At 63.7% G+C, this 21,799-nt stretch carries 19 protein-coding genes; 9 read left to right on the top strand and 10 right to left on the bottom strand.

The genetic code is table 11. From position 1 onward, the window contains the following. The first annotated feature begins 6 nt into the window (after positions 1-6). The 3 genes from O9X62_RS01830 (at position 7) to O9X62_RS01820 (ending at position 4,942) form a co-directional block, all read left to right on the top strand. A complete protein-coding gene (locus O9X62_RS01830) occupies positions 7-993 on the top strand; it encodes a DUF58 domain-containing protein (RefSeq protein WP_269531070.1) in 987 nt (328 codons plus the stop codon). Beyond that, positions 990-2,933: a DUF3488 and transglutaminase-like domain-containing protein gene (locus tag O9X62_RS01825; protein WP_269531069.1), complete on the top strand. Its 1,944-nt coding sequence runs from the start codon at positions 990-992 to the stop codon at positions 2,931-2,933. Before O9X62_RS01830 ends, O9X62_RS01825 begins: the two co-directional genes overlap by 4 nt. 86 nt (positions 2,934-3,019) lie before the next feature. Then, positions 3,020-4,942 (top strand): bifunctional diguanylate cyclase/phosphodiesterase, encoded by a 1,923-nt coding sequence (locus O9X62_RS01820; protein WP_269531068.1) that lies wholly within the window; start codon positions 3,020-3,022, stop codon positions 4,940-4,942. Positions 4,943-5,029: 87 nt separating this feature from the next. Here the strand turns inward: O9X62_RS01820 and O9X62_RS01815 are convergent, their stop codons facing one another. The 7 genes from O9X62_RS01815 to O9X62_RS01785 form a co-directional block, all read right to left on the bottom strand. Next, entirely contained in the window at positions 5,030-5,761 is a 732-nt protein-coding gene (locus O9X62_RS01815) for a pseudouridine synthase (RefSeq protein WP_269531067.1), read from the bottom strand. After that, positions 5,754-6,086, bottom strand: coding sequence for a YnfA family protein (locus tag O9X62_RS01810; RefSeq protein ID WP_269531066.1), 333 nt, complete (start codon positions 6,084-6,086; stop codon positions 5,754-5,756). Before O9X62_RS01810 ends, O9X62_RS01815 begins: the two co-directional genes overlap by 8 nt. Positions 6,087-6,120: 34 nt before the next feature. After that, positions 6,121-7,173 (bottom strand): DUF1513 domain-containing protein, encoded by a 1,053-nt coding sequence (locus tag O9X62_RS01805; protein WP_269531065.1) that lies wholly within the window; start codon positions 7,171-7,173, stop codon positions 6,121-6,123. 6 nt (positions 7,174-7,179) lie between these two features. After that, the gene (locus O9X62_RS01800) at positions 7,180-8,214 is read right to left on the bottom strand and encodes an imelysin family protein (protein ID WP_269531064.1); all 1,035 of its coding nucleotides are present in this window, start codon (positions 8,212-8,214) and stop codon (positions 7,180-7,182) included. A 37-nt stretch (positions 8,215-8,251) separates the two neighbouring features. After that, positions 8,252-9,649 (bottom strand): di-heme oxidoredictase family protein, encoded by a 1,398-nt coding sequence (locus O9X62_RS01795; protein WP_269531063.1) that lies wholly within the window; start codon positions 9,647-9,649, stop codon positions 8,252-8,254. Positions 9,650-9,743: 94 nt separating this feature from the next. After that, entirely contained in the window at positions 9,744-10,889 is a 1,146-nt protein-coding gene (locus tag O9X62_RS01790) for an imelysin family protein (protein WP_269531062.1), read from the bottom strand. Between the two features lie 80 nt (positions 10,890-10,969). Further along, entirely contained in the window at positions 10,970-11,824 is an 855-nt protein-coding gene (locus O9X62_RS01785; RefSeq protein WP_269531061.1) for a hypothetical protein, read from the bottom strand. A gap of 124 nt (positions 11,825-11,948) precedes the next feature. On the opposite strand from O9X62_RS01785, the gene O9X62_RS01780 reads away from it, so the two are divergent. Then, positions 11,949-13,580 carry a methyl-accepting chemotaxis protein gene (locus O9X62_RS01780; protein WP_269531060.1) on the top strand — a complete coding sequence of 544 codons (1,632 nt, stop codon included), beginning with the start codon at positions 11,949-11,951 and terminating at the stop codon, positions 13,578-13,580. Between the two features lie 21 nt (positions 13,581-13,601). On the opposite strand, the gene O9X62_RS01775 is transcribed toward O9X62_RS01780, so the two are convergent. From O9X62_RS01775 to fur, 3 genes are read right to left on the bottom strand one after another with little or no spacing between them, the layout of a single operon-like run. Next, positions 13,602-14,330 (bottom strand): arginyltransferase, encoded by a 729-nt coding sequence (locus tag O9X62_RS01775; protein ID WP_308446405.1) that lies wholly within the window; start codon positions 14,328-14,330, stop codon positions 13,602-13,604. Next, positions 14,327-15,043 (bottom strand): leucyl/phenylalanyl-tRNA--protein transferase, encoded by a 717-nt coding sequence (gene aat / locus O9X62_RS01770; protein WP_269531059.1) that lies wholly within the window; start codon positions 15,041-15,043, stop codon positions 14,327-14,329. Before aat ends, O9X62_RS01775 begins: the two co-directional genes overlap by 4 nt. Next, the gene (fur, locus tag O9X62_RS01765; RefSeq protein ID WP_269531058.1) at positions 15,040-15,480 is read right to left on the bottom strand and encodes a ferric iron uptake transcriptional regulator; all 441 of its coding nucleotides are present in this window, start codon (positions 15,478-15,480) and stop codon (positions 15,040-15,042) included. The genes aat and fur overlap by 4 nt, the downstream gene beginning before the upstream one ends. Before the next feature lie 105 nt (positions 15,481-15,585). Between fur and O9X62_RS01760 the strand changes: the two genes are divergently transcribed. The 5 genes from O9X62_RS01760 to O9X62_RS01740 all read left to right on the top strand — a co-directional run bounded on the left by O9X62_RS01760 (position 15,586) and on the right by O9X62_RS01740 (position 21,761). Continuing rightward, positions 15,586-15,984, top strand: a complete 399-nt coding sequence (locus O9X62_RS01760; protein WP_269531057.1) for an outer membrane protein assembly factor BamE — start codon at positions 15,586-15,588, stop codon at positions 15,982-15,984. Then, positions 15,981-16,790 carry a 4-hydroxy-tetrahydrodipicolinate reductase gene (gene dapB, locus O9X62_RS01755; protein WP_269531056.1) on the top strand — a complete coding sequence of 270 codons (810 nt, stop codon included), beginning with the start codon at positions 15,981-15,983 and terminating at the stop codon, positions 16,788-16,790. The genes O9X62_RS01760 and dapB overlap by 4 nt, the downstream gene beginning before the upstream one ends. Before the next feature lie 107 nt (positions 16,791-16,897). Continuing rightward, positions 16,898-17,377 carry a ribonuclease E activity regulator RraA gene (gene rraA, locus O9X62_RS01750; protein ID WP_269531055.1) on the top strand — a complete coding sequence of 160 codons (480 nt, stop codon included), beginning with the start codon at positions 16,898-16,900 and terminating at the stop codon, positions 17,375-17,377. A gap of 54 nt (positions 17,378-17,431) precedes the next feature. After that, on the top strand, positions 17,432-20,038 hold the full coding sequence (locus O9X62_RS01745; RefSeq protein ID WP_269531054.1) for an IPT/TIG domain-containing protein: 2,607 nt from the start codon (positions 17,432-17,434) through the stop codon (positions 20,036-20,038). Between the two features lie 88 nt (positions 20,039-20,126). Continuing rightward, complete coding sequence (locus O9X62_RS01740) at positions 20,127-21,761, top strand: response regulator (RefSeq protein ID WP_269531053.1); 1,635 nt, start codon at positions 20,127-20,129, stop codon at positions 21,759-21,761. The last annotated feature ends 38 nt before the right edge of the window (positions 21,762-21,799 follow it).

The following is a 21,799-nucleotide window of genomic DNA, read 5'->3' as shown; positions in this document are numbered from 1 at the left end:
CTTGCCATGATGTCCTTGCTTGCCCCACTGCGTCAGTACTGGAACCAATGGTTGCAGCGCCGCCACCCGCGCGGCGGCAGCCAGCGCCTGAGCCAGCACCGTGTCTACATTTTCCTGAGCAGGGGCGGGGCGGTGTTCTGCGTCATGCTGCTGGCCTTGCTGGGTGGCGCCATCAACTACGACCTTGCGCTGGCCTATCTGCTGGTCTTCCTGCTGGCGGCGATGGCGCTGGTCTCGTTGTTCCACACTTTCCGCAATCTGCTGGGCCTGACCCTGCTGGCGGGCCGCACCCAGCCTTGCTTTGCGGGGGAGACGGCCCGTTTCGAGATCGTGCTGCAGAACGACAATGCCTTGCTGCGTCAGAACCTGCGCTTACGCTACGGCGAGATGGCCGAAGCCACGGATGTGGCGGCGGGGGATGGCGCCCGTATCTGGCTTGGCCTGCCAGCAACCGTGCGTGGCTGGTTGCAGGCCCCGCGTCTGCGTATCGAAACCGATTGGCCACTAGGCATTTTCCGCGCGTGGTCCTATGCCTATTTCGATCAGCGCACCCTGGTCTACCCCCGTCCCGAACCCGATCCACCCGCCTTGCCGCAGGCCGATCTGGGGGAAGGGGAGGGCGAGGCCACCCGGCGAGGCCAGGATGATTTCGCCGGCTTGCGTCCGTTCCAGCGTGGCGACTCGCCACGTCACATTGCCTGGAAGGCCGCTGCGCGTGACGACAGTCTGATGGCCAAGGAATTTCATGGCACGGCAGCGCCCTCGCTGTGGCTCGATTGGGATCAGCTGGATCGGCGCCTGTCGACGGAGGCTGCCTTGTCACGGCTGTCTGCCTGGGTCCTGCAGGCCGAGGCCGAGGGCCAGCTCTACGGCTTGCGCCTGCCAGGCCGCACCCTGCCGCCTGCGCAAGGCCCGGATCATCGCGATGCCTGTCTGGCTGCCCTGGCCCTGTTTGGTGAACCCGGGAGCGGAAACCGCGGGGCGGCTTCATGAGTATCGAACGTCTCGATCGCGATCAGCAATTTGCCTTGCTGGCGGTACTGGCAGGTCTGCTGGCACCCCATTTGCCACGCTTGCCGCTCTGGCTGGTCGCTACGCTGGGATTGCTGTTTGTCTGGCGTGGCTGGCTCACCCGCATCCAGGGGCGCATGCCGCCAAAATGGCTGCTGCTCCCGATCACCTTTGCGCTCATGATCGGCGTGTTCATCGAGTATCGGACCCTGCTGGGCCGTACCGGTGGGGTAGCCCTGCTGGCGGCGCTGGTCGGGGCCAAGTTGCTCGAAACTCGGGCCCGCCGGGACGCCCTGATCCTGATCTATCTGGGCTACTTCCTGGTGCTGACGAACTTCCTGTTCGATCAGACCATGACCATGGCGATCTATCTCGGCCTCATGGTCTTGCTGATCACCACGCTGTTGATGGGCTGGCACAGCCTGGGGGGCTGGACAGGCCGCTGGCAGACAGCGCTGGGACAGCTGCGCTTTTCCGGGGTGCTGTTCCTGCAAGCCCTGCCTGTGATGGCCCTGCTGTTCGTGTTTTTCCCTCGGCTGGATGGCCCGCTCTGGCGGCTCCCGCAGGATCGCGGCCAGACGCGTGCGGGTCTGGCGGACAGCATGTCGCCGGGCAGCTTTTCGGATATGTCTCGCGATGACGAAGTGGCGTTCCGGGTCAGCTTTGAGGGTGGTCGGCCCGATCAGTCCCAGCTGTATTGGCGTGGCCCGGTTTTCGAGGACTACGACGGACTGACCTGGACACAGGCGCCGATGCCCGGCAACGCCCCGCTGCCCAAGGTGGAGCCGGGTAGCGAAGTCCGTTATTCGGTCATGCTGGAGCCGCATCAGCGTCCCTGGCTGCTGGCGCTGGACATGCCGACGATGACGCCGACGGGGTCTCGCTTCAGCAGCCACTACCAGCTGGTGAGCCCACGCAATCTGGATAAACGACGCCGGGTGGAGATCAGCGCCACCACCCGCTTCCGGATCGGCCTGGAGGAGTCGCCGGCACTGCTGGAGCGAGCCTTGCTCCTGCCTGCCGGCATCAACCCTCGCGCTACTGCGGTGGCACAAAGCTGGCGCCCGCTGCCTCCGGCAGAACGAGTCAATGCGGCGCTGCGCTTCTTTGGCGCGCAGCGCCTGCAGTACACCTTGCAACCGCCCTTGTATGGCCAGAACGCGATTGATCGCTTTGTGTTCGATGGCAAGCAGGGTTTCTGTGAGCACTTTGCCGGCGCCTTCGTGTTCATGCTCCGGGTTGCGGGCGTGCCGGCGCGGGTGGTGGGGGGGTATCAGGGTGGCGAAGACAATGGCGGCTATCTGATCGTGCGCCAGGCCGATGCCCATGCCTGGACCGAGGTCTGGTTGGAAGGCGAGGGATGGCGCCGGGTTGATCCAACCTTTGAAGTTGCCCCGGCACGGATCCAGGAGGGTCTGGCCTCGGCGGTATCGGCTGATGAACTGCCCTATCTGCTGCGCCTCGATAACAACCTGATCAAGCGCGCACGGCTCCTGCTCGATAGTGCTGTCAATACCTGGAACCTGTGGGTGGTGGGCTACACGCCGGACCGGCAGCGCGAGCTTTTGCGCAAGCTGGGGATAGACAGTCTGGCCTCGGGCACCTTTGTAGCCTGGTTCGTGGGTGGGCTGGGCCTGCTGGTGGCGCTGGTGGCCGGATGGCTGCTGTGGCGCATGCGCCCGCCGCGCGTGGACCCGGCGAGACGGCTGTGGGATGCCTACTGTGCCCGCTTTGCCCGCGACGGATTGATCCCGCAGCCCGCCGAAGGTCCGGCCGATTTCAGCCGGAGACTGCAAGCCGCCTACCCGGACAGGGCGGCGGAGGTCGCAGCGGCGCTAGCCGCCTATCTGGCCACCCGATATGGTGAGCGCGGTTCCATCACGGCACTTGCGCAACAGCTGCACAGCACAAAGTGGCGTTGAGGGCAGACAGCGGGTCGATGGTATAGCATGCAGCTAGACGGTTGATCCATCCCGGTCCCGTCCTTGCCTACCCGAGCCGAGTCATCGTGGCAGACGACAGCCGCAGCACCCTCACCCTCGCGCAGTTGCAGCAAAAGCGGATCAGACAGGTCCTCTTGCTGTCGCTGGGCGGCATGGTGGCCAGCTGTCTGCACAACCTGCTGGTGAGCAACTGGCCCAGTGTGATCGCTTTGGGGGTTGGTCTCGCCCTGTTGCTGTGGGCCCTGTGGGACATGGGGCAGGGGCGCCATGTGCGCGCCACCACGGTCATGCTGATGACGCTGACCGTGATGATCACCACCCTGATCTGGATCGCCCAAGGCGTGCGCGACCCTGCTCTGCTGGCCTATCCAGCCATCCTCGTGTTTGCCAGCCTGCTGGGCAACCGGCGCCTGTTTCTGGGTTTGCTGGCGACCATGATCGTGGCCGTTGCCGTGGTCGTGACAGCCAATATCCAGGGCTGGCACCTCAATGCACCCCGCCCCGTGCGGGTGGGCACCTTCATCGACATCAGCCTGATTCTGGCGGTAACCGGCGCCACGGCGTGGCTGCTCGCGGGTGATCTGCGCCGCGCGCTGGCGCAGCTGCAGCAAGAGAATGCCCGCGTGGTGGAATCGCAAACCCATATCGAATACCTGGCCAGCCATGACGCGCTCACCGGGCTGCCCAATCGGGTACTTGCGCGTAGCCGCTTTGATCAACTTGTCGCGCAGTCTCGCCGCGATGACCACCATGTGGCGATGTTGTATCTGGATCTGGACAACTTCAAATCTGTGAATGATTCGCTGGGTCATCTGGCGGGCGACGACCTGCTGCGCGAGGTGTCGCAGCGACTAGTGGCGGCCGTGCGCGGGGCGGATGTGGTGTGCCGGCTGGGCGGAGACGAGTTCCTTATCGTGGTGGGCGAGGCCCGCGATTCCGATGCCGCCAGTGCCATTGCTTGCAAGCTGCTCGATCAACTGGCCCGGCCGTTGCAGCTTGATGGTCTGGAGGTCAGCGTTACCACGTCCATCGGCGTCGCCCTGTTTCCTGAGGATGGCCAGGATTTCGACACCCTGATGAAGAAGGCGGATATGGCCATGTACCGCGCCAAGGATGCCGGACGCAATGCGTTCCGCTTCTTTGACGCGGCCATGAATGAGAGCGTGATCGAGCACCTGCACCTGGTCTCGGGGATGCGCCAGGCCTTGCAGCGAGGCGAGTTCCAGCTGCACTACCAGCCCCAGTTCGATCTCGCTGCGGGCACGGTCAGCGGAGCCGAGGCCTTGATTCGCTGGCAGCATCCCGAACTGGGGCTGATTCCCCCCGCCCGCTTCATCCCGGTGGCCGAGAAAAGCGGGCTGATCATCGAGATCGGTGCTTGGGTGCTGGAAGAGGCATGTCGCCAGACCATGTGCTGGCAGCGGGATGGCTTGGGCGATTTGACCATCTCGGTGAATCTCTCGCCGGTCCAGTTCCGTCGCGACAATGTGGAACGTCTGGTGCTCAACGCGCTGCAAGCCAGCGGTTTGCCGGCGAACCGGCTGGAGCTGGAACTGACCGAATCGTTGCTGATCGAGGATTCGGAGCACCTTTCTGCCTTGCTGGGCCGCTTGCGGGCCGTGGGTGTCAGTTTCTCGATAGATGATTTTGGCACCGGCTACTCCAACCTCAGTTATCTCAAGCGCTTCGAGGTAGAGCGCCTCAAGATCGACCAGAGTTTCATCCGCCGCCTGACTGAAGACACCCAGGACGAAGCCATCGTCCGTGCCATCATCCAGATGGCGGGCAGTCTCAAACTCGATACCGTGGCTGAAGGCGTGGAGGATGCCGATACGCTGGCGCGGATCCTTGAACTGGGCTGCCATCACGGCCAGGGCTTTTACTGGTCACCCGCCTTGCCGGCCGCTCAGTTTGATGCGTTTGTCCGTAGCCGCCAGCCAGCGGCCAGCGCGGCAACGGATCGGGTCGCCATGGCGGGTGATGCCTGAGCATCCACAGCGGCGCGGGACAAGCCTGTGCATGCCCTGTGGATAAAGTCGCCAAACCCTTGAAGCGCCCCGGTTTTTGGACGTTGCCTAATTTTCGGGCAGGGGCCAGCCCAGCGCCGTGCAAACGGCGGCGAATTCCGGTGCCAGCGGGGCACGTATGGTGATGCGCTCGCCGCTGACCGGGTGATCAAACGCGAGCGAGGTGCACGCCAGCAGCAGCCGGGCGGCGCCGTACTGTGTGGCAAAGAAGCGGTTATGCACCCCCTTGCCATGGGTCGCGTCCCCGATGATGGGATGGGCAATGTGCTTAAGGTGGCGGCGGAGCTGGTGGCGCCGGCCGGTAAGCGGCTCCAGTTCTACCAGAGCGTAGCGGCTCTGCGGGTAGCGCTCTACCTGAACCGGCAAGGCCACCCGCGCCAGCGTGCGATAGCGGGAGACCGCGGCTTGTGGTCCTGCCAGTTCGGCAGGCACACGCTCATAGGTGTCGTACTGACGGCTCAGCGGATGATCGATCTCTCCGGCATCGGCCGGCCAGCCGCGCACGATCGCCAGATAGCGCTTGGAGATGGTCCCGGCCTCGAACTGTGCCGCCACCTGTCGCGCGCTGTCGGCATCCAGACCGAACAACAACACCCCCGAGGTGCCGCGATCAATCCGGTGGATCGTATGGACATGCTGGCCAAGCTGATCGCGGAGGATCTGCACTGCAAAGCGGGTTTCATGGCGATCCAGATCGGTCCGGTGCACCAGCAGGCCGCTGGGTTTGTCCACCGCAACCACTTGCTCGTCGCGGTACAGCAGAGGCAAGGTCTCAGCCATGTCTGGGCCCCAGCACGATGAGTGCGGCGCCCAGCAGCGCGAGCCCGATACCGGCGAGGTCCCAGCTGCTGGGCCGCAAACCATCCACACGCCATAACCACAGCAGGGCTACGGTGATGTACACGCCACCATAGGCGGCATATACGCGCCCGCTGGCGGCCGGATGCAGGCTGAGCAGCCAGACAAACAGGCCCAGACTCAGCGCCGCAGGCGCCAGCAGCCAGACCGGGCCGCGGCCTTGCAGCCAGAGCAGGGGCAGATAACAGCCGATGATTTCGGCCAGCGCGGTAACGAGATACAGCGCAAAAGTCTGGATGAGTGACAAGCGGGGGTCCGGACGTGGCGAGGAGGGGGCGTCGCTAGACGACAGTCAGGTGATTATCCCAGTGTACGCCGCGGTATGTGCGGCTTTGCTGTACCGCCAGTGTATCGCCGGCCAGTTGCCAGAGCTGGCCTGCCTCGCCGCTGACCAGCCAGCCCTGGGGCAAGGCGGCCAGACCCTGGGCCTTATGGAGGGCTGTACTTGCCTGGGGGGTACCGTCGCTGGACCAGCTCGCTACCCTGTGGCCACGGGGTGCGCTCAGCAGCAGGGTGTTGCCGCGGGCAGCCACGCTCGCCGCATAGCCACCGAGCGCATCCCAGCCGTGGATGGCGCCATCCAGCAGGCGGAACTGGCCCTCGCGTAGCAAGGCCAGCAAGGGTGCGCTGCCTTGGCCCTCGAACTGGAGTGCCGCGCCCAGGGTGCCATCTGCACAGCGCGCCAGATGGCGGATCGAGAGTTGCGGGTCGGGCAGGCGGTATTCGGCCAGCAAGCGACCATCGCGAATATCGACAATGGCCAGACTCGGGTCCATGGGCTGATCGTGCCGTTTGAGACGACCCGTTTCGGGCAGGGTCAAGATGCCGCCATTGGCGACGGCCAGCGTGTACCCATCCAGCCAGACCATTTCATGCGGGCCGATGCCGTAGCTAGGGAAATCCCGCAGTGGCCTGAGCGTGACTGCATCGCGCACTACCAGCCGGCCCTGACCACGACGTTCATCGGTTTCGGCGGTCAGCAGCAGGCGACCATCGGCATTGAAAGCAGCATGGCCGACCAGATTGCGATCGTTGTCGATCTCCAGCAGCTGCTTGCGTCGCCCCCTTTGCCAGTCAATACGGGCCAGGAAATAGCCGGGTCGGCGGGCCACCACGATGGCTTCGCCGTGGCGACGTGGATCGGGGATGACGACGTGGGCGCGGGCGGGCAGGGCAATCGGCTGGCCATCGAGGGCGCCGGCCTGCCAGTGGCTATCTTCGGCCCAGCTGGCAGAGAGCAGGACCGGCGTCGGGCCGCGCACCGCCCACAGGGGACGGGCGGCCACCAGCAGGCTGCCGGCCGCAACGGCACGCAGGATACTTCGCCGCTGCATCACGGCCTAATCGCCATCGCTGTCCTTGAAGCCGATGGTCACGCCCACGGCATCGGCCACCTCGATCTCGATCAGGTTCTGGATCCGCCGAAAGCTCTCGGCCAGCGCCTGAGCATGGCTGCGATGACTGATCAGCCAGCTGCTGGCATCGTCGGGCAGGCGCGCGATCAGGGTGCGCGCCAAGGCGAATTCGCGGCGCAGTTGCTGCACGGTCATAGGGCGACCGGTGTTCGTCAGCCAGCTGGCCAGGCTCTGACCGTTGGCGGGGTTGAAGATCAACCCTTCCAGGGCATCCGTGGTGGCTTGCAGCCCCTGCCGGGTGGAGCGGCTGCGCCAGCCATCCACATCCTGCCGTGCCGGGTTCTTGATCTTGGGATTGCCTATGCGCGCCAGCTTCTTGTCGCGCAGCTGGTCCAGACTGTTCGCCAGAAGATTGAATGCTTCTTCGAACTGCTGCGGCGCGGGCTGGGTATTGGTGGATGCGTTCTGCTGCATCCACTCGGCGCGGAGGCCAGCGGTTTCCGCGGCGATATCCTGACCCAGTGCCATCGCGTATTCACAGCGCTGGCGGAAAACCAGGCGACCCAGCTGCGCGTGGGGGCGATCATCCCCCCACAGCAGGTACTCGAGCGCAGGCAGCCCCTGTGAGGCGGCGCCCACGCTATCGGCAATGGCAGCATCGTGTTTGACGAGGCGAACTGCCTCTTCCACCTTGGGCGTCCTGGTGGGCCAGACATCCATTTGCCAGGCGGTGCGCCGGCTCATCACCGGCCCTAGTGGCAAGGCCTCGACAGCCCGCCAGGTCAGCCACACTTGGCGCCAGGCCTGCCGTGCGGCATCCAGATTGGCGGCGTTCTTGCGTTGGCACAGGGCATCGAGCTTCTGTTGGAGATCCTGGCCTTGTTCGGCCAGGGCGGTAATCCGGGGTGTCTGCTGCTGGCGCCAGCTATCGAGCACGGCAGCATGGTCCAGGGGCGAGGCCTGGCCAAACGTGGCAAAGATTGCCAGCAGCAGGCCAGGAAGCAGGGGGCGAATCATCATCGTGTGTCCTGATGCATCATGATAGGGCGGCGTGGTGTCACAAAGACTGCAAAAACTGCACGAGGTTCTCCCTGTCCTGCTTCGATAGCTTGAGCACCTGCTGCTTCGCCGGTTCAGCTTCGCCACCGTGCCACAGCACGGCTTCGAGCAGATTGCGTGCGCGCCCATCATGCAGATAGCGGGTGTGGCCGTTCACGACCGGCACTAGCCCCAGACCCCACAGCGGCGGCGTTTTCCAGTCGCGACCACGGGCGAGGTGGTCGGGCCGGTTATCGGCCAGCCCCTCGCCCATATCGTGCAGCAGCAGATCGGTATACGGATAGATGGTTTGCTTGCCCAGCTGGGGTAGGGCCTTGAACTCGCCCGTGACATAGCGTGGCGTATGGCAGGTGGCGCATTGCGCAGCATGAAATAGCTCGCGACCACGGCGTACCTGCGGGTTATCTGGCTGGCGCATGGCCGGAACCGCCTGGGTGCGGCTGTAGAGGATGACCTGATCCAGCAGCCTGTGGCCGATCTCCGGCTTGCCGCCGCGCGGCGCCTTACGGCAGTCTGTTTGCGTCGGCCTGCAGTCCTCGTTCGGAAAATGCGGAGAGGTGATGCCGATATCGCCGTTGAAGGCGGCGGCGGTCTGGTGCGCAATGCTGCCTGTATTGGCTTTCCAGCCAAAGCGGCCGATCACCAAGCGTTGCTGGAAAGCATCCCACACCCGGTTCGGTTTGCCACGCACACTGCCACCTGCTGCGGCTTGAGCCCGCGCATTGGCGAGGATGTCGGATTCGCGGATGGCTTCGAGCAAGCCCAAGCCGGTCATCTGTGGCGCGATACGCGGCGAGATCATCGTTTGCGGATGCAGCGGCCCATAGGCCAGATCGCTCAGCATGTAGTGCGGCTTGAGCAAGGTGTAGCGCTCGCCGTCGGCAAAGTAGCCGTCGATCTCTTCGTAACGAATCCGGACCTGGCCTTCAGGTTGGACGCCGCTGATGGCATTGTTGTTGAACTGCTCGCCATAGCGGGGTTCTGGACGCGGTCCGCCACGCGGGCTGTTGCCGGGGATCGACAGACGGAACAGCAGCGCAACCGGCTGTTCGGCCTGCAGGCCGTTTTCGAAGGCGGGCGGGGCACCGCGGCCGTCCTCACCGTGGCAGGCTCCGCAGGAGCGGGCGATGAAATGCGGGCCCAGCCCATCCCGCGCGGCGGTGGAGGCCGGTGCTTCCACCCAGTTGCCACGGAAGAAAGCGTTGCCGACAGTGAAGTCGCGTAGTTGCCTGTCGTCCAGATTGGCTGCGGGCAGCGCGAAGGCATTCCTGCCGGTTTCGAACACGGTGGTCTCGCCGCCGGGCAGACGCTCGGCAGGGTCGAACGGCGGTATCAGGACCGTGCCGGCGGCCAGGGTAGTCGAGGCAATCAGCGTGGGCAGCAGGAAGCGCTTCATGGTGTACCAAAATCAGCAGGGGAAAGCTGCAGAAGAGAAGAGCCGCAGAGGGGCGAGCCCGGAATGAGCACGCCCGGGCAGGTGCGGAGCGGTATCAAACCTTGGTATTGAGCTGCTTGATACCGAGCAGCCGGGCGGCGCGCACCAATTCATTCGCCTGGACTTTGAGAGCATCGATCACGGCACGCAGGCGCTTGCGGCCCGGGGCCGTATCCTTACCCATGATTTCACGGTCGAACGGGGCCTGGATGGCATTGGCCAGCGCCACGGTCCGGGCCATGGCGGCGCTGGTACTTGCCGCCAGCCGGGCATCCTTGGTGGCTACCAGATCGCGTATTGCCGGGCCGCTGATCACGCTGCCATCACGCCGCGTTAACTTGCCCTCCCAGACGTTCTGAATTCCCTGAGCATTGGCGACGATATCGCGATGGGTATTGTCCGAAAAGCAGCTGTGCTCGTCCTCTTGCGCCTTGGTCGAGAGCGCGACCTCGATACGCTCACCGGCCAGCTCCCCGCGCGACAGGGTGCCTGCCCCGGTCAGTATCTTGCGGATGGCATCTGCATCCTGGGTGAAGGCAGCGCGGTAATTGGCTGCACCCGGGGCCCAAGCCTTGGCAACGCTGTCGAGATCGTCGACCAGCAAGTCGGTAACCAGCTTGAGATAGGTGCGGCGGCGATCTGCGTGGGGCGCCTTGCCATCCACAAAGTCGGTAAACGCCCGCTGGCCAGGGCCATTGGGGTCCAGATCCTGACCCCAAAGCAGGAATTCGATGGCGTGCCAGCCGGTACTGACGTTTTCCTCGCCGTGCTTCTGGTTCAGCTTTTCCAGCGTTTCCCGGCTGAGCTTGATCTTGGGGTTATTGATGATGCCGGCCTTGGCGCGACCCTTGACGTAGTCCACATAGGCCTCATCCATCGGCCAGCTGTTGATGCGGCCCTCAGGACCATGTTCGTCATCAATCGGCCCGCCAGAGAAGCGGAAAGCCTCCGTCTGGCCGTACCACTCGCGTGCATCGCGCCAGGCCTGACGTGCGGCCTGCAGCGATGCATTGTCCGGTGCCGTCAGGAAGGTATTGATGGCCGCCTGCATCTGGCGCGCGCTCGTGGCAGCATCTTCATAGCTGGCGTGCACCAGTACCGCATAATGGTCGGCAACAGCGTTGGGGGTTACGGTGTCGGCGCGGCTAAAGGCAGAGGCGGCGAGCAGGGCAGCAACAAGCAGCGGAAAGCGCAGGGACATAAGCGGACTGACCTTGGTTCAGATAAATATCAGTCATGATAACGCTAATGCGAATTATTATTAAATTGATCGAAAAAACATCAAAGCCAGTGGAGCAGCCAGCTCAGGCCCAGACAGCTCAAGGCGATCAGTACATTACGCATGCCGGCACGCCACCAGCGCTGCGATTCACCGTCCAGCACAAAGTGCAATAGCAACAAGCCCAATGCCGCAGGCACCATTTGCCAGGGGGCAGGAGTCAGCCAACAAGGCCAGGCAACGAGGGCGATGCCGCCCAGCCAGACCATTCCCGCCTCGATGGCGTAGAGCCTGACCCATATCAAGGCAGGAGACTGCAAACCCAAGCGGGCGAGTTGCGCCTCGCTGACTTGATCCGGGTCCGCCAGCATACCCAGGCACTGGGCGCGGGCCTGATCCATACGGTCACCCGCTGCCACCATCAGTGCAGACAGGCCCAGCGCATTTTCACTGCTGACCAGCGCCTCGGTGATGCTGGCCTGTACTAGCAGTGTCTGTTGCCGCCGGCCGGATGCGGTTTGCCAGCGCCAGCCCGCCACCAGCAAGCCGCCCAGCACACCCAGCAAGATCAACATCAGCTGCCGGGTGGCATTGAGCGTATCGAGCCCGACCAGTACACCCAATACCACCAGGGCCGTCAGTGCGGCATGCAGTGCCAGCTCACGACTGGCGGGCAGTCCGCTAAGGCGATACGGACGCATGCCCGGCATGCCAAGTGCTGCGAGCACCGGCGCCAGTCGGTTGACGCCCATGAACCCGAGCAGCCAGACCATGGTGCGAGCACGCCAGCCGGGCAGGGCAGCCGGTAGCGAGGCGGCCAGTTCCAGATGCCACCACTGCAGAGGTTGACCCGAAGCGGCGTCAGCCAAGGCGAGGTGGAGATGACGGATATCGGCGGGAGAAAACGGGGTCGGCATACCAAAGCCAAGGGTTAGCAGCTATAAAAAACACGCCGGGTGTCGGTGTGATACGCCGGAAGACAATCTTTTCGTCTGGGTAGGACCCGGTGTGCTGTTACCGGGTATGGCAAGGAAATGCGAGATGGAAAATATCACGATCAAGGCCCGGCTGTTGTTACTGGGTACCGGGGCCATGGCGATTGTGCTGGTGGTGGGGCTGGTTGGTCTGTTCGGCAGCCGTGATCTGGTGGCGGCGATCGAGCGCTCATCGCAGGTGGTGACGGCCCTGCGCAACCAGACTGAAGCCGACATGATGCACGACGCGATCCGCTCGGACGTGCTCAATATGTACCGCCTCGCCGCCCAGCCAAGCTCATCGCCCGATGAAGCCCGCGCCGTGCGCGAGGACCTTGCCGAGCATATTGCGACGTTTGAAGCGCTGATCGGCGAGAATGACAAGCTACCACTGCCCGACAACCAGCGTCAGGCGCTCGATGCCCTCAAACCCGGTCTGGCTGCTTATGCAGCGCAAGCCAGGCGATCTTTGGACAAGTTTGCTGAACGCGCTGCGGATGCCGATCTGGCTTACACCGCGTTTGGCGCCAGCTTCGAGCAACTGGAGGGCGCCATGGAGCAGTTCAGCGATCTGATCGAGGCCGATGCCCAGCGGATAGCCGCCGAACAGGCCAGCACGATTGCCCGCGTCAAGGCCATGACCATCATTGTCGTGATTGTGGGCGCGCTGCTGCTGGCCTTGGCGATCTGGTGGATCGTCGCCAGCATCTCGACGCCGTTGGCGCGGATACGCAACTTCCTCCAGAGCCTGGCAGGCGACCTGACCCGGCGCCTGCCCGACTTCGGCCAGAATGAAATCGGCGACACGGCCCGATCCGTGAACAGGATGATCGAGGAACAGGAAAAGACCATCTTGCTGATCCAGCAGACTGTGGCGGGCGTAGACAATGTATCGGCCGACCTCAAGCGCCAGGCGTCGGAGACCAGCCGGCAAACGGACGAGGCCGCCGAGCGCGCGGCACGCATGGGTGCCGCTGCCGAAGCGCTGTCGGTTGCCGTGCAGGATGTGACCCGCAACGTCAGCCAGACAGCAGATCGCGCCCAGAGCACGGCCGATACCGCCCGCAGTGCCCAGGCTTCAATGGCCCAATCCCATGCTGCGACGGCCGGTCTCACCGAGTCTGCCGAACAATCTTCCTCGATGATCGAAGCGCTGGGTGCGGCAGCGACCGAGATCAATACGGTTGCTATCACCATCAAGGAAATCGCCGATCAGACCAATCTGCTGGCGCTGAACGCCGCGATCGAGGCGGCCCGCGCGGGCGAACAGGGGCGCGGTTTTGCCGTGGTGGCCGACGAAGTACGCAAACTCGCCGAGCGCACCAGCAGCTCTACCGCCGACATCAGCCGCATGACCGCCCGGATCAGCGGCGCCACTCAAGCAGCGGCCCAGGCGATGCGGGAACTCAGCGATGGTGTCAGCCAGGGCGCCGCCAATGTGGTCAGCGCGATGGCAGGACAAGACGCCATCGTGGAACGCACCGAAGACATGCGCCGCCTCGCTGCCGAGATTGCCGACGCCACGCGCGGCCAGGCGGCATCGGTTGAGCAGACGGCAGTCGGTGTGGCCGAGATCGGCGAGCGGATCGACACCGCCGCCCGCGCAGTGCGCGCCATCGACCAAGGGACTGACCAGCTGATTGCGGTGGTCAGGTCGCTACAGCAGCATGTGGCGCATTTCAGGGTGGGCCACGCCTGATGGCATCGACCGGGTCGTGCCTCAGTCCTCGCCCAGACGCACCCACACACCATCCACCAGCCCCTCAATGGGCTTGAACCGCGTCTTGTAAGCCATCTTCCGGCACTCTTCGATCCAATAACCCAGATACACATGGGGCAGGCCCATGGCCTGCGCCTGCTCGATCTGCCAGAGGATGCTGTAGGTGCCGTAGCTGGCGGTGTCGTCGCTGGGGTCGAAAAATGTGTAGACCGAGGAGAGGCCGTCATCGAGGCGGTCGATGAGGCTGACCATCTTGAGTGCGCCATCGAGCCGGAACTCGACCAGCAGGCTGTCGACCTGGCTTTTCAGGATGAAGTTTTCGTACTGTTCCTGATTGTCTTCGTCCATGCCGCCACCGGCATGGCGGCTCTGCTGGTAGCGGTGGTAGAGCGCGTAGTGCTCATCGTGATAAGCCAGTGGCAACAGGGTGAACTGCAGATTGGCATGGCGCTTGGCGGCGCGGCGCTGAGTACGGTCAGGTTTGAACTCGTTAACAGGTAGCCGCACCGGCACGCAGGCGCGGCACTGGTCGCACCAGGGGCGGTAGGTGAACTGGCCGCTACGACGGAAACCATTACGCACCAGCTGGCTATAGATGTGGGTGTCGATCAGCTCGGCGGGGATGGCGACTTGCGAGCGCGCCATGCGCTCGTCCACATAGCTGCAGGGATAGGGCGCCGTGGCGTAGAACTGCAGGCGGATCAGGCGGCTGTCGTCGGGGTGGCTCACGATGGCTGGCCTTGCGGTGCGCTAAGGAAATGATAGTGCCAGCGTCCCGTCTGGCCGGTTTCGCGGCTGAGACTGCGCAGGCTATCCAAAAAAACGGCACGGCTGATCTGTTCACCGCCAAAGCGGTCCAGATGGTCGGTGCGCATCTGGCAATCGATCAGGCCAAAACCCTGCGCCTGCAACCATTGGACCAGGTGCACAAAGGCGAGCTTGGAGGCGTCGGACCGGCGCGCGAACATGGATTCACCATAGAACATCTTCCCCAGGGCCACGCCGTAGAGGCCGCCCACCAGTTCGCCGTCCATCCAGCATTCGGCCGAATGGGCATAACCAGCCTCATGAAGCCGGCAATAGGCTGTGATGACCTCGGGCACGATCCAGGTGCCGTCCTGTCCGGGGCGCGGGCTGCTTGCGCAACCTTCCATGACCGCAGCAAAGGCCGTGTCGAAACGGATCTCGTAATGGCGGTTGCGCAACACCTTCGCCAGTGAGCGCGGGATGTGCAGCCGCGCCGGGTAGAGCACCATGCGCGGGTCGGGACTCCACCACAGGATGGGTTCGCCCTCGGCATACCAGGGAAAGATGCCCTGCGCGTAGGCCGCCAGCAGGCGCTGCGGGCTGAGATCCCCTCCAGCCGCGAGCAAGCCGTTGGGCTGCGCCAGCGCGGATTCCACCGGCGGAAATACCGGTGCGCTGCCCAGCCAGGGGATCATCGGCCTTTGAGCTTGCCCGCCAGACGGGTCTGGCAGTCAGCGCAGACGCCATAGAGGTACATGGCATGATCCTGGATCAGGAAGCCATGCTGTTCGGCGATGGCATCCTGGCGCTTTTCGATTTCGGCATCATAGAACTCGTCCACGCGGCCACACTTCACGCAGACCAGGTGATCGTGGTGGCCGCCTTGATTGAGTTCGAACACGGCTTTGCCCGATTCGAAATGGTGGCGCACCAGAAGACCGGCCTGCTCGAACTGGGTCAGGACACGGTAGACGGTGGCGAGGCCCACGTCATCTTCCTCTTCCAGCAAAAGCCGGTAGACGTCTTCAGCGCTGAGATGGCGCTGGGCGCTCTGCTCGAACAGGCTGAGAATTTTCAGGCGGGGGCCGGTGGCCTTGAGGCCGGCATCCTTGAGTTCGCTGGCTTTGCTCATGTTTGCGTCCGGGTGGGTATTCGTGGAACTTGTCGGTATGATACGGCACTTCCCTGCCGCGGGCCTGTCGCACACGTCCCGGCGTTTACACCAGAGCTGTTTCCCATGCGCATTCTGCTGATTTCCCTTCTGCTCGCCTGCCTGCCGGCATGCAGTTATCTCACGCCTTACAAGCTTGACGTGCCACAAGGCAATCCGCTCACGGCGGATCAGGTGGCCAAGCTCAAGATCGGCATGACCCGGGCCCAGGTCCGCTTTGCGCTGGGTACGCCGATGCTGGTGGATACCTTCCACGGCAATCGCTGGGAGTATCAGTACTACGACAGCAAGGATGGCAAGATCCGCAACAACAAGCGCTACAGCGTGCAGTTCGATGGTGATCGCCTGATCAGCATGGGCGGTGAAACCTTGCCGGCCAAGGCCATTGTGGCGGAAAAGGCACCGGAAGATCCTCGCGCCGCCGCCAAGGCTCTGCAGCAGCGCGAGAAGGAACTGGGACGATGAGCAGCGTGCTGCGCGTTGCCATTGCTGGTGCCTCAGGCCGTATGGGCCGGGCGCTGGTCGAGGCGGTGCTGGCGAATCCGGATTGTGTCCTTGTGGCGGCACTGGATCGTGAGGGCGCCAGCAGTATCGGTACCGATGCCGGTGTGGCCGCAGGCGTAAGCACCGGTATCCGTATCAGTAGTGATGTGCGTGCGGCCATGCAGGTGGCCGATGTGCTGATCGACTTCACGCGCCCGGAAGGCACCCTTGCGCACCTGACCATTTGCCGCGAACTGGGCAAGCGGATCATCGTCGGCACCACCGGCTTTGACGCCGCTGGCAAGGCTGCATTGGCCGACGCCGGCCAGCATACGGGGATCGTATTTGCTGCCAACTTCAGCGTGGGCGTGAATCTCACCCTCAAATTGCTGGATACCGCGGCGCGCGTTCTGAACGAAGGCTACGACATTGAAATCGTTGAGGCCCATCACCGCCACAAAGTCGATGCCCCATCGGGGACTGCGCTCCGCATGGGCGAAGTTGTGGCTGCCGCACTGGGCCGCGATCTGGACCAATGCGCCGTGTACGGCCGGGAAGGCCATACCGGTGCGCGCGATCCCTCCACGATCGGTTTTGCCACCGTGCGCGGGGGCGATGTCGTGGGTGATCATGTTGTCATGTTCATGGCTGATGGCGAACGCGTGGAAATCGGTCACAAAGCCAGCTCGCGCCTGACCTTTGCCCAAGGTGCTGTGCGTGCTGCCCGCTGGTTGCAGGCACAGCCCGCCGGCCTCTACGACATGCAGGATGTGCTCGGTTTGCGCTGATCAGACAGCCTTGCACAGTCGCGCCAAACCACGGGGAGCCAAGTGCTCCCCGTTTTGTTAGGCTGGCATCCATCCATTGATTCACGCCATCAGACTAGGAGCCCGCCATGACATTTCAGACCACGGATCTCAGCGACGACCACGGCGACAAGGTACAGGTTGCCGACCCGCTGTTCCGCCATTTTGGCGGGCGCGCCCGCTTTGCCGGGCCGATCGCCACCCTCAAGGTCTTTGAAGACAACAGCCTGGTCCGCAGTACGCTGGAAACACCGGGCCATGGCCGGGTGCTGGTCGTCGATGGCGGCGGCAGCCTGCGCTGTGCACTGGTGGGCGGGCAGCTGGGTGAGCTGGCGGTACAGAACGGCTGGTCCGGTATTGTCGTGTTTGGCTGTGTGCGCGATACCGTGGAGCTGCAGGCGCAGGATGTGGGTATCTATGCCCTGGCGGCGCACCCCAAGAAGAGCGTCAAGAAGGGTGAGGGGAGCGAGGGCCTGATTGTACATTTTGCCGGCGTGCGTTTCGTTCCCGGCCATTGGCTCTATGCTGATGAGGACGGGATGGTGCTCGCGCCTGAGTCCCTGCATTGATGTAACGAGCGACGGCCTGCGTGGCAGGCTGTTGGCTGCTTCCGGAGTGAGACCATGCGCCGCCTGCTGAACCTGTTTGCCGTTTTCGTTTGCCTGTTCTGGCTGACCAGCTGTGGTGGCGGAGGGGGTGGCGGCAGTACCGGCGGAGGGGGTAGTACGCCACCGCCGGTCGCGTTGACGATCAGTTCGGTCACGCCTGGCTCGGCCGCTCCCGGTGCCACGCTGACGGTAACGGGTACGGGCTTTACCCGCGTCACGGCCGTGCGTCTGGGCGGGGCGGATGCCACGTTTGCCGTCCAGTCCGATGTCAGTCTGACGCTGGTAGTACCCAACACGGCCACCAGTGGCGTGCTGGAGCTGTCAGGTACGGGTGTTGCCGTGCAGTCCAGCCAGACCGTGACGGTAGAGGTGCCGGCAGTGGCCAGCATTGAACCCGCCAGCGTGGTGGCGGGCGGGCGCGTCACTTTCAAGGGCAGCTTCCTGAATCTGGTCAGCAGTGTCCGTATCGGTACGGTGGCCTTGCTGATCGTCAGCAAGAGCGCCGATCAGCTGGTTGTTGATATTCCCAGCAATGCAGTCAGCGGTTTTCCGGTGCTGGTGAATGCCGCCGGCCTGGAGCGCCAGAGTACGGTGGGTATCACGGTCCTGCAGCCTGTCGTGGTCGCGACGGCTTCGCCATCCGAGGGGATTGTCGGCAGTACCGTGACGCTCACAGGCACAGGGCTGGATCAGGTCGAGCAAGTGTTCTTTGGCAACGCGGCGGCCACGCCTGTGACACGGCAACCCACACAGCTCACCGTGCTGGTCCCGACGGGGGCCACGACAGGCGCCCTGCGGCTCACGGCACCAGGCGTCAGCCTGACCTTGACGCTGAGTTTCCGTGTGGCACCAACCATCAGCGTGACAGGGATGACGCCGAACAATGGCCCGGTGGGCACCACGGTGGTGGTGAGCGGTACGGGTCTGGACGAGGTGGATAGCATCACGGTGGCCGGGATTGCGGCCACGGTCACTGCCAGGTCCGCCACGGAGTTGCGTTTTACCGTGCCGGCGGGGGTGAGCAGTGGTGCCGTCCTGCTGCTGGCGTCGTCGCAGGCAACTGTCACCGCGGGGAGTTTTTCCACGCAACCGGTGCCGACGATAGGTCGTATCGACTTTGCCCAGACCTACTCGCAGCAGGCCAATGACACCTATCAGCGTCTCGTACCCGGCAAGCCGGCTCTGGTGCGTGCCTATGTGCTAGGCCCCGGCACCGTTCCCGGCGTGACGCTGGTGGTGCGTAACGGCACCAGCGTTATTGCCAGCCTGCCCATGGTCGGTCCTTCCACACTGCCCTCCAGCCAGCAGCCCTACAGTCTGGCGCAAACGTTCAACGCCACCCTCACCGGGGCGCAGGTAGTTTCCGGGCTCAACGTGACCGTACAGTTGAGTGCTCCGGGTGGCAGCCTGTCGGCATCACCCGTAGTGGGCAATGCCACCAACCTCAAGCTCACACTGGTGCCGCTGCAGGCTGGCAGCAGCACAGCACAAATGCCCACGGCGGATACGGTACGGACAAGTATCCTGCGGGTGATGCCAGTCTCGACAACGGCCACCGAGATCACCACGCGGGCAACCCACACCCTGACGTCGGTCACCGCACCGCCAGTGAACTCGGAAGATTGGAACGACATCCTCAGCGAGGTGGATACCCTGCGTGAGGCCGAAGCCCCCACGCGCCATTACTACGGTTTTGTCCCTCGGCCTACCTTGTCGGGTGCGCAGACCGTGGGGCTGGGCTATCTCAACAGTCTCAACAGTTCGACCACCACGGCCATTGGCCTGGATACCCGCTACGGCGACTGGCGCGGCACCCTGCTGCATGAGATTGGCCACAATTTCAGTCTCAGTCACGCGCCCTGCGGCGGGCCATCCGATGCCGATACGGCTTATCCCTACAGCAATGGGGTGCTGAGCACAGCAGCGCTGTACGACAGCACATCGGGGCAAATCAGCAATCCCGCCGGCGAGACCGATCTGATGGGCTATTGCGATGGCAACTGGTTGTCCGATTACCACTATCGCAATGCACAGCGCTGGCTGGAGTCCAACCGCTATCCCCAGATCATGGGGGTGCCGGAAGACATCGACCTGCTCGTGATCAGCGGTCATGTGCGCCAGGGGACGGTTCGTTTCCTGGCGCCTCATGCACGTCGTGGTCAGCCGAAACTGGCCGGGACGGGCGCTTATGTGATCCGGCTTACGCTCAAGGATGGCAGCACCCGGGACCACGTGGTGCGAGCCAGCATGGTGCCCGATGCCCGCTCGGCGGGATTCCATCTGGCCATTCCGCACCCTGGCGAGATCGTCAAACTGGATCTGCTGCAGGATGGCAAGCTGCTGGCACAGCCGGCCCGGCCCGCGGCACGGGTAGTGGGCACGATCAGCCGTGCGCCGCGCGTCAGCTGGCGGGAAGCCAATGGCCAGTTGCTACTTGATTGGGATGCCAGCGCCTACCCGCGTCTTTCGGTGACCCACGTTGGCCGCACGCGTCAGGTATTGGCCCTGGGACTGCAACAGGGGCAGGCAGCCCTGCCGCTGACCGATTTGCCGGCAGGGGGCATGCTGGAGTTCTCCTTCGGGAACGGGCTGGATACTCGGCTGATGCGGGTGCGCCGATAAGAAACAGGCAGGCGGGGTGCCATCCCCGCTTGGCGCAGGCCCAGACGCTGCCTAAGCTGAGTGAATTGCTTCATCACCCGGAAAATCCATGTCACAACGCCAACCCTCGGCCCTGATTGCTGATCCATCCTCGTCGGTACGCCTGTCTTTGCGTGGCGTGTTGCAAGGCATGGATTTTGGCCGCATCGATACGGCTACGTCGGTTTCCGAAGCGCGGCGCCGTTTGCAGGAGTCCAAGTACGATCTGGTGTTATGTGAGTTTCATTTTGAAACCGACGATACCGGCCAGGATCTGCTGGAAGAGTGCCGGGAGCGCAAAATCCTGCCGCTCTCGACCCTGTTCTTCATGGTGACCGGGGAAGCGGCCTACGCCAATGTGGTGAATGTGGCCGAGGAGACCCCGGACGATTACATGCTCAAGCCCATTCAGGCTGGCGAGCTGAGCGCGCGGATCGAGCGGGCGTTCAACCGGCGGCAGGCGCTGATGGAAATCTACGAGGCGCTCAACGCCAAGCAGTACAACGCGGCACTCAAGTCCGCACAGCAGATGATGCAGACCAAGACCCCGTACCTGGGTGATATCGTCAAACTGGCGGCCAATATCTTCATGCGTTTGGGCAGGCTGGAAGAATCCGCCAGCATGTACAAGCGCATCCTCGAGGCCCGCAACCCCGCCTGGGCCAAGCTGGGGCTGGCCCGTGTGGCGATCAAGCAGGGCGATCACGAGACGGCCGAAGCCGCGATGCTCGACATCATCAATCAGCATTCGCGCTACCTGCCCGTCTACAACCAGCTTGTCGACCTGTACCGCAGCGAAGAACGCTACGCGGATGCTCTGGGCATCATCGAGCAGGCCATCAAGATCACGCCCAATAACCTCAAGCGCCTGCAGTCGGCCGGGCAAATGGCCCACAGCATCGGCGACATGGATAAGGCCAATAGTTATCTGCTCAAGGCTTTGCGTGTGAATGGCAAGGCGGTGGATCTGGATGACCGCACTATCTTCCAGCTCATCATGGGGCAGATCGATCAGGGGCAGATGGGCGAGGCGAGCAGCTTGGTCAAACAGCTCAGCAGCAAGCCACGCCGCGATGACAAACCCGACCGGGCGCATCGTGGCGAGTGGTACACCCTGCTCGCCGCGGCGGCGGAGGCCATTGCCCGGCGCGAGCCGCTGGCCGCCATCGACATGATGCGCGAGGTGGGCAGCCATGCGGCGGCACCCGAATTCGATTTCGACCTGGCGCTGGATTACTTCACGGTGCTGAACCGGCTCTACGCGGAAGACATTGCCGCCAATATGATCGAATGGATCAAGCCCATCGCGGAGCGCTTCGATACCGGCCGTGCGGCCGAAGAATTGTTGCTACGCCCGATTGCCGACCGGGCCAAACTCGCCGAAGTCGTGGTCAGAGCCGGCGAGCAAGTCGCCCAGATTACCAACCGCGCTGCCCAGCTGGTGGTGGCCAACAACTTCCGTGCTGCGGCCGACGAGCTGATCCGGGAGGGCGAGCGCACGCGCAACAACCGTCTGCTTGCGGCAGCCGTCAATGCCGCTGCGAAGGCGTATCTCGCCTACAAGGAAGACGTCTTCCGCACCCAGGCCGAGCATTGTCTGGTGCTGATGGCACCGCCCGATCCGATGCTGGCTGAACGCATGCGCAAGATGCTGGAAGGCACGGGTGACGGCGCCCCTGCTGTGGCATCTGGCGCCAACGCCTGATCTTTGCGGCAATATCGGGAACTTTCTTGCCCGCTAGG

It is taken from the genome of Chitinimonas sp. BJYL2 (assembly GCF_027257935.1).
GTDB lineage: Bacteria > Pseudomonadota > Gammaproteobacteria > Burkholderiales > Chitinimonadaceae > Chitinimonas.
This window is presented reverse-complemented; position numbering and strand designations above follow the sequence as displayed.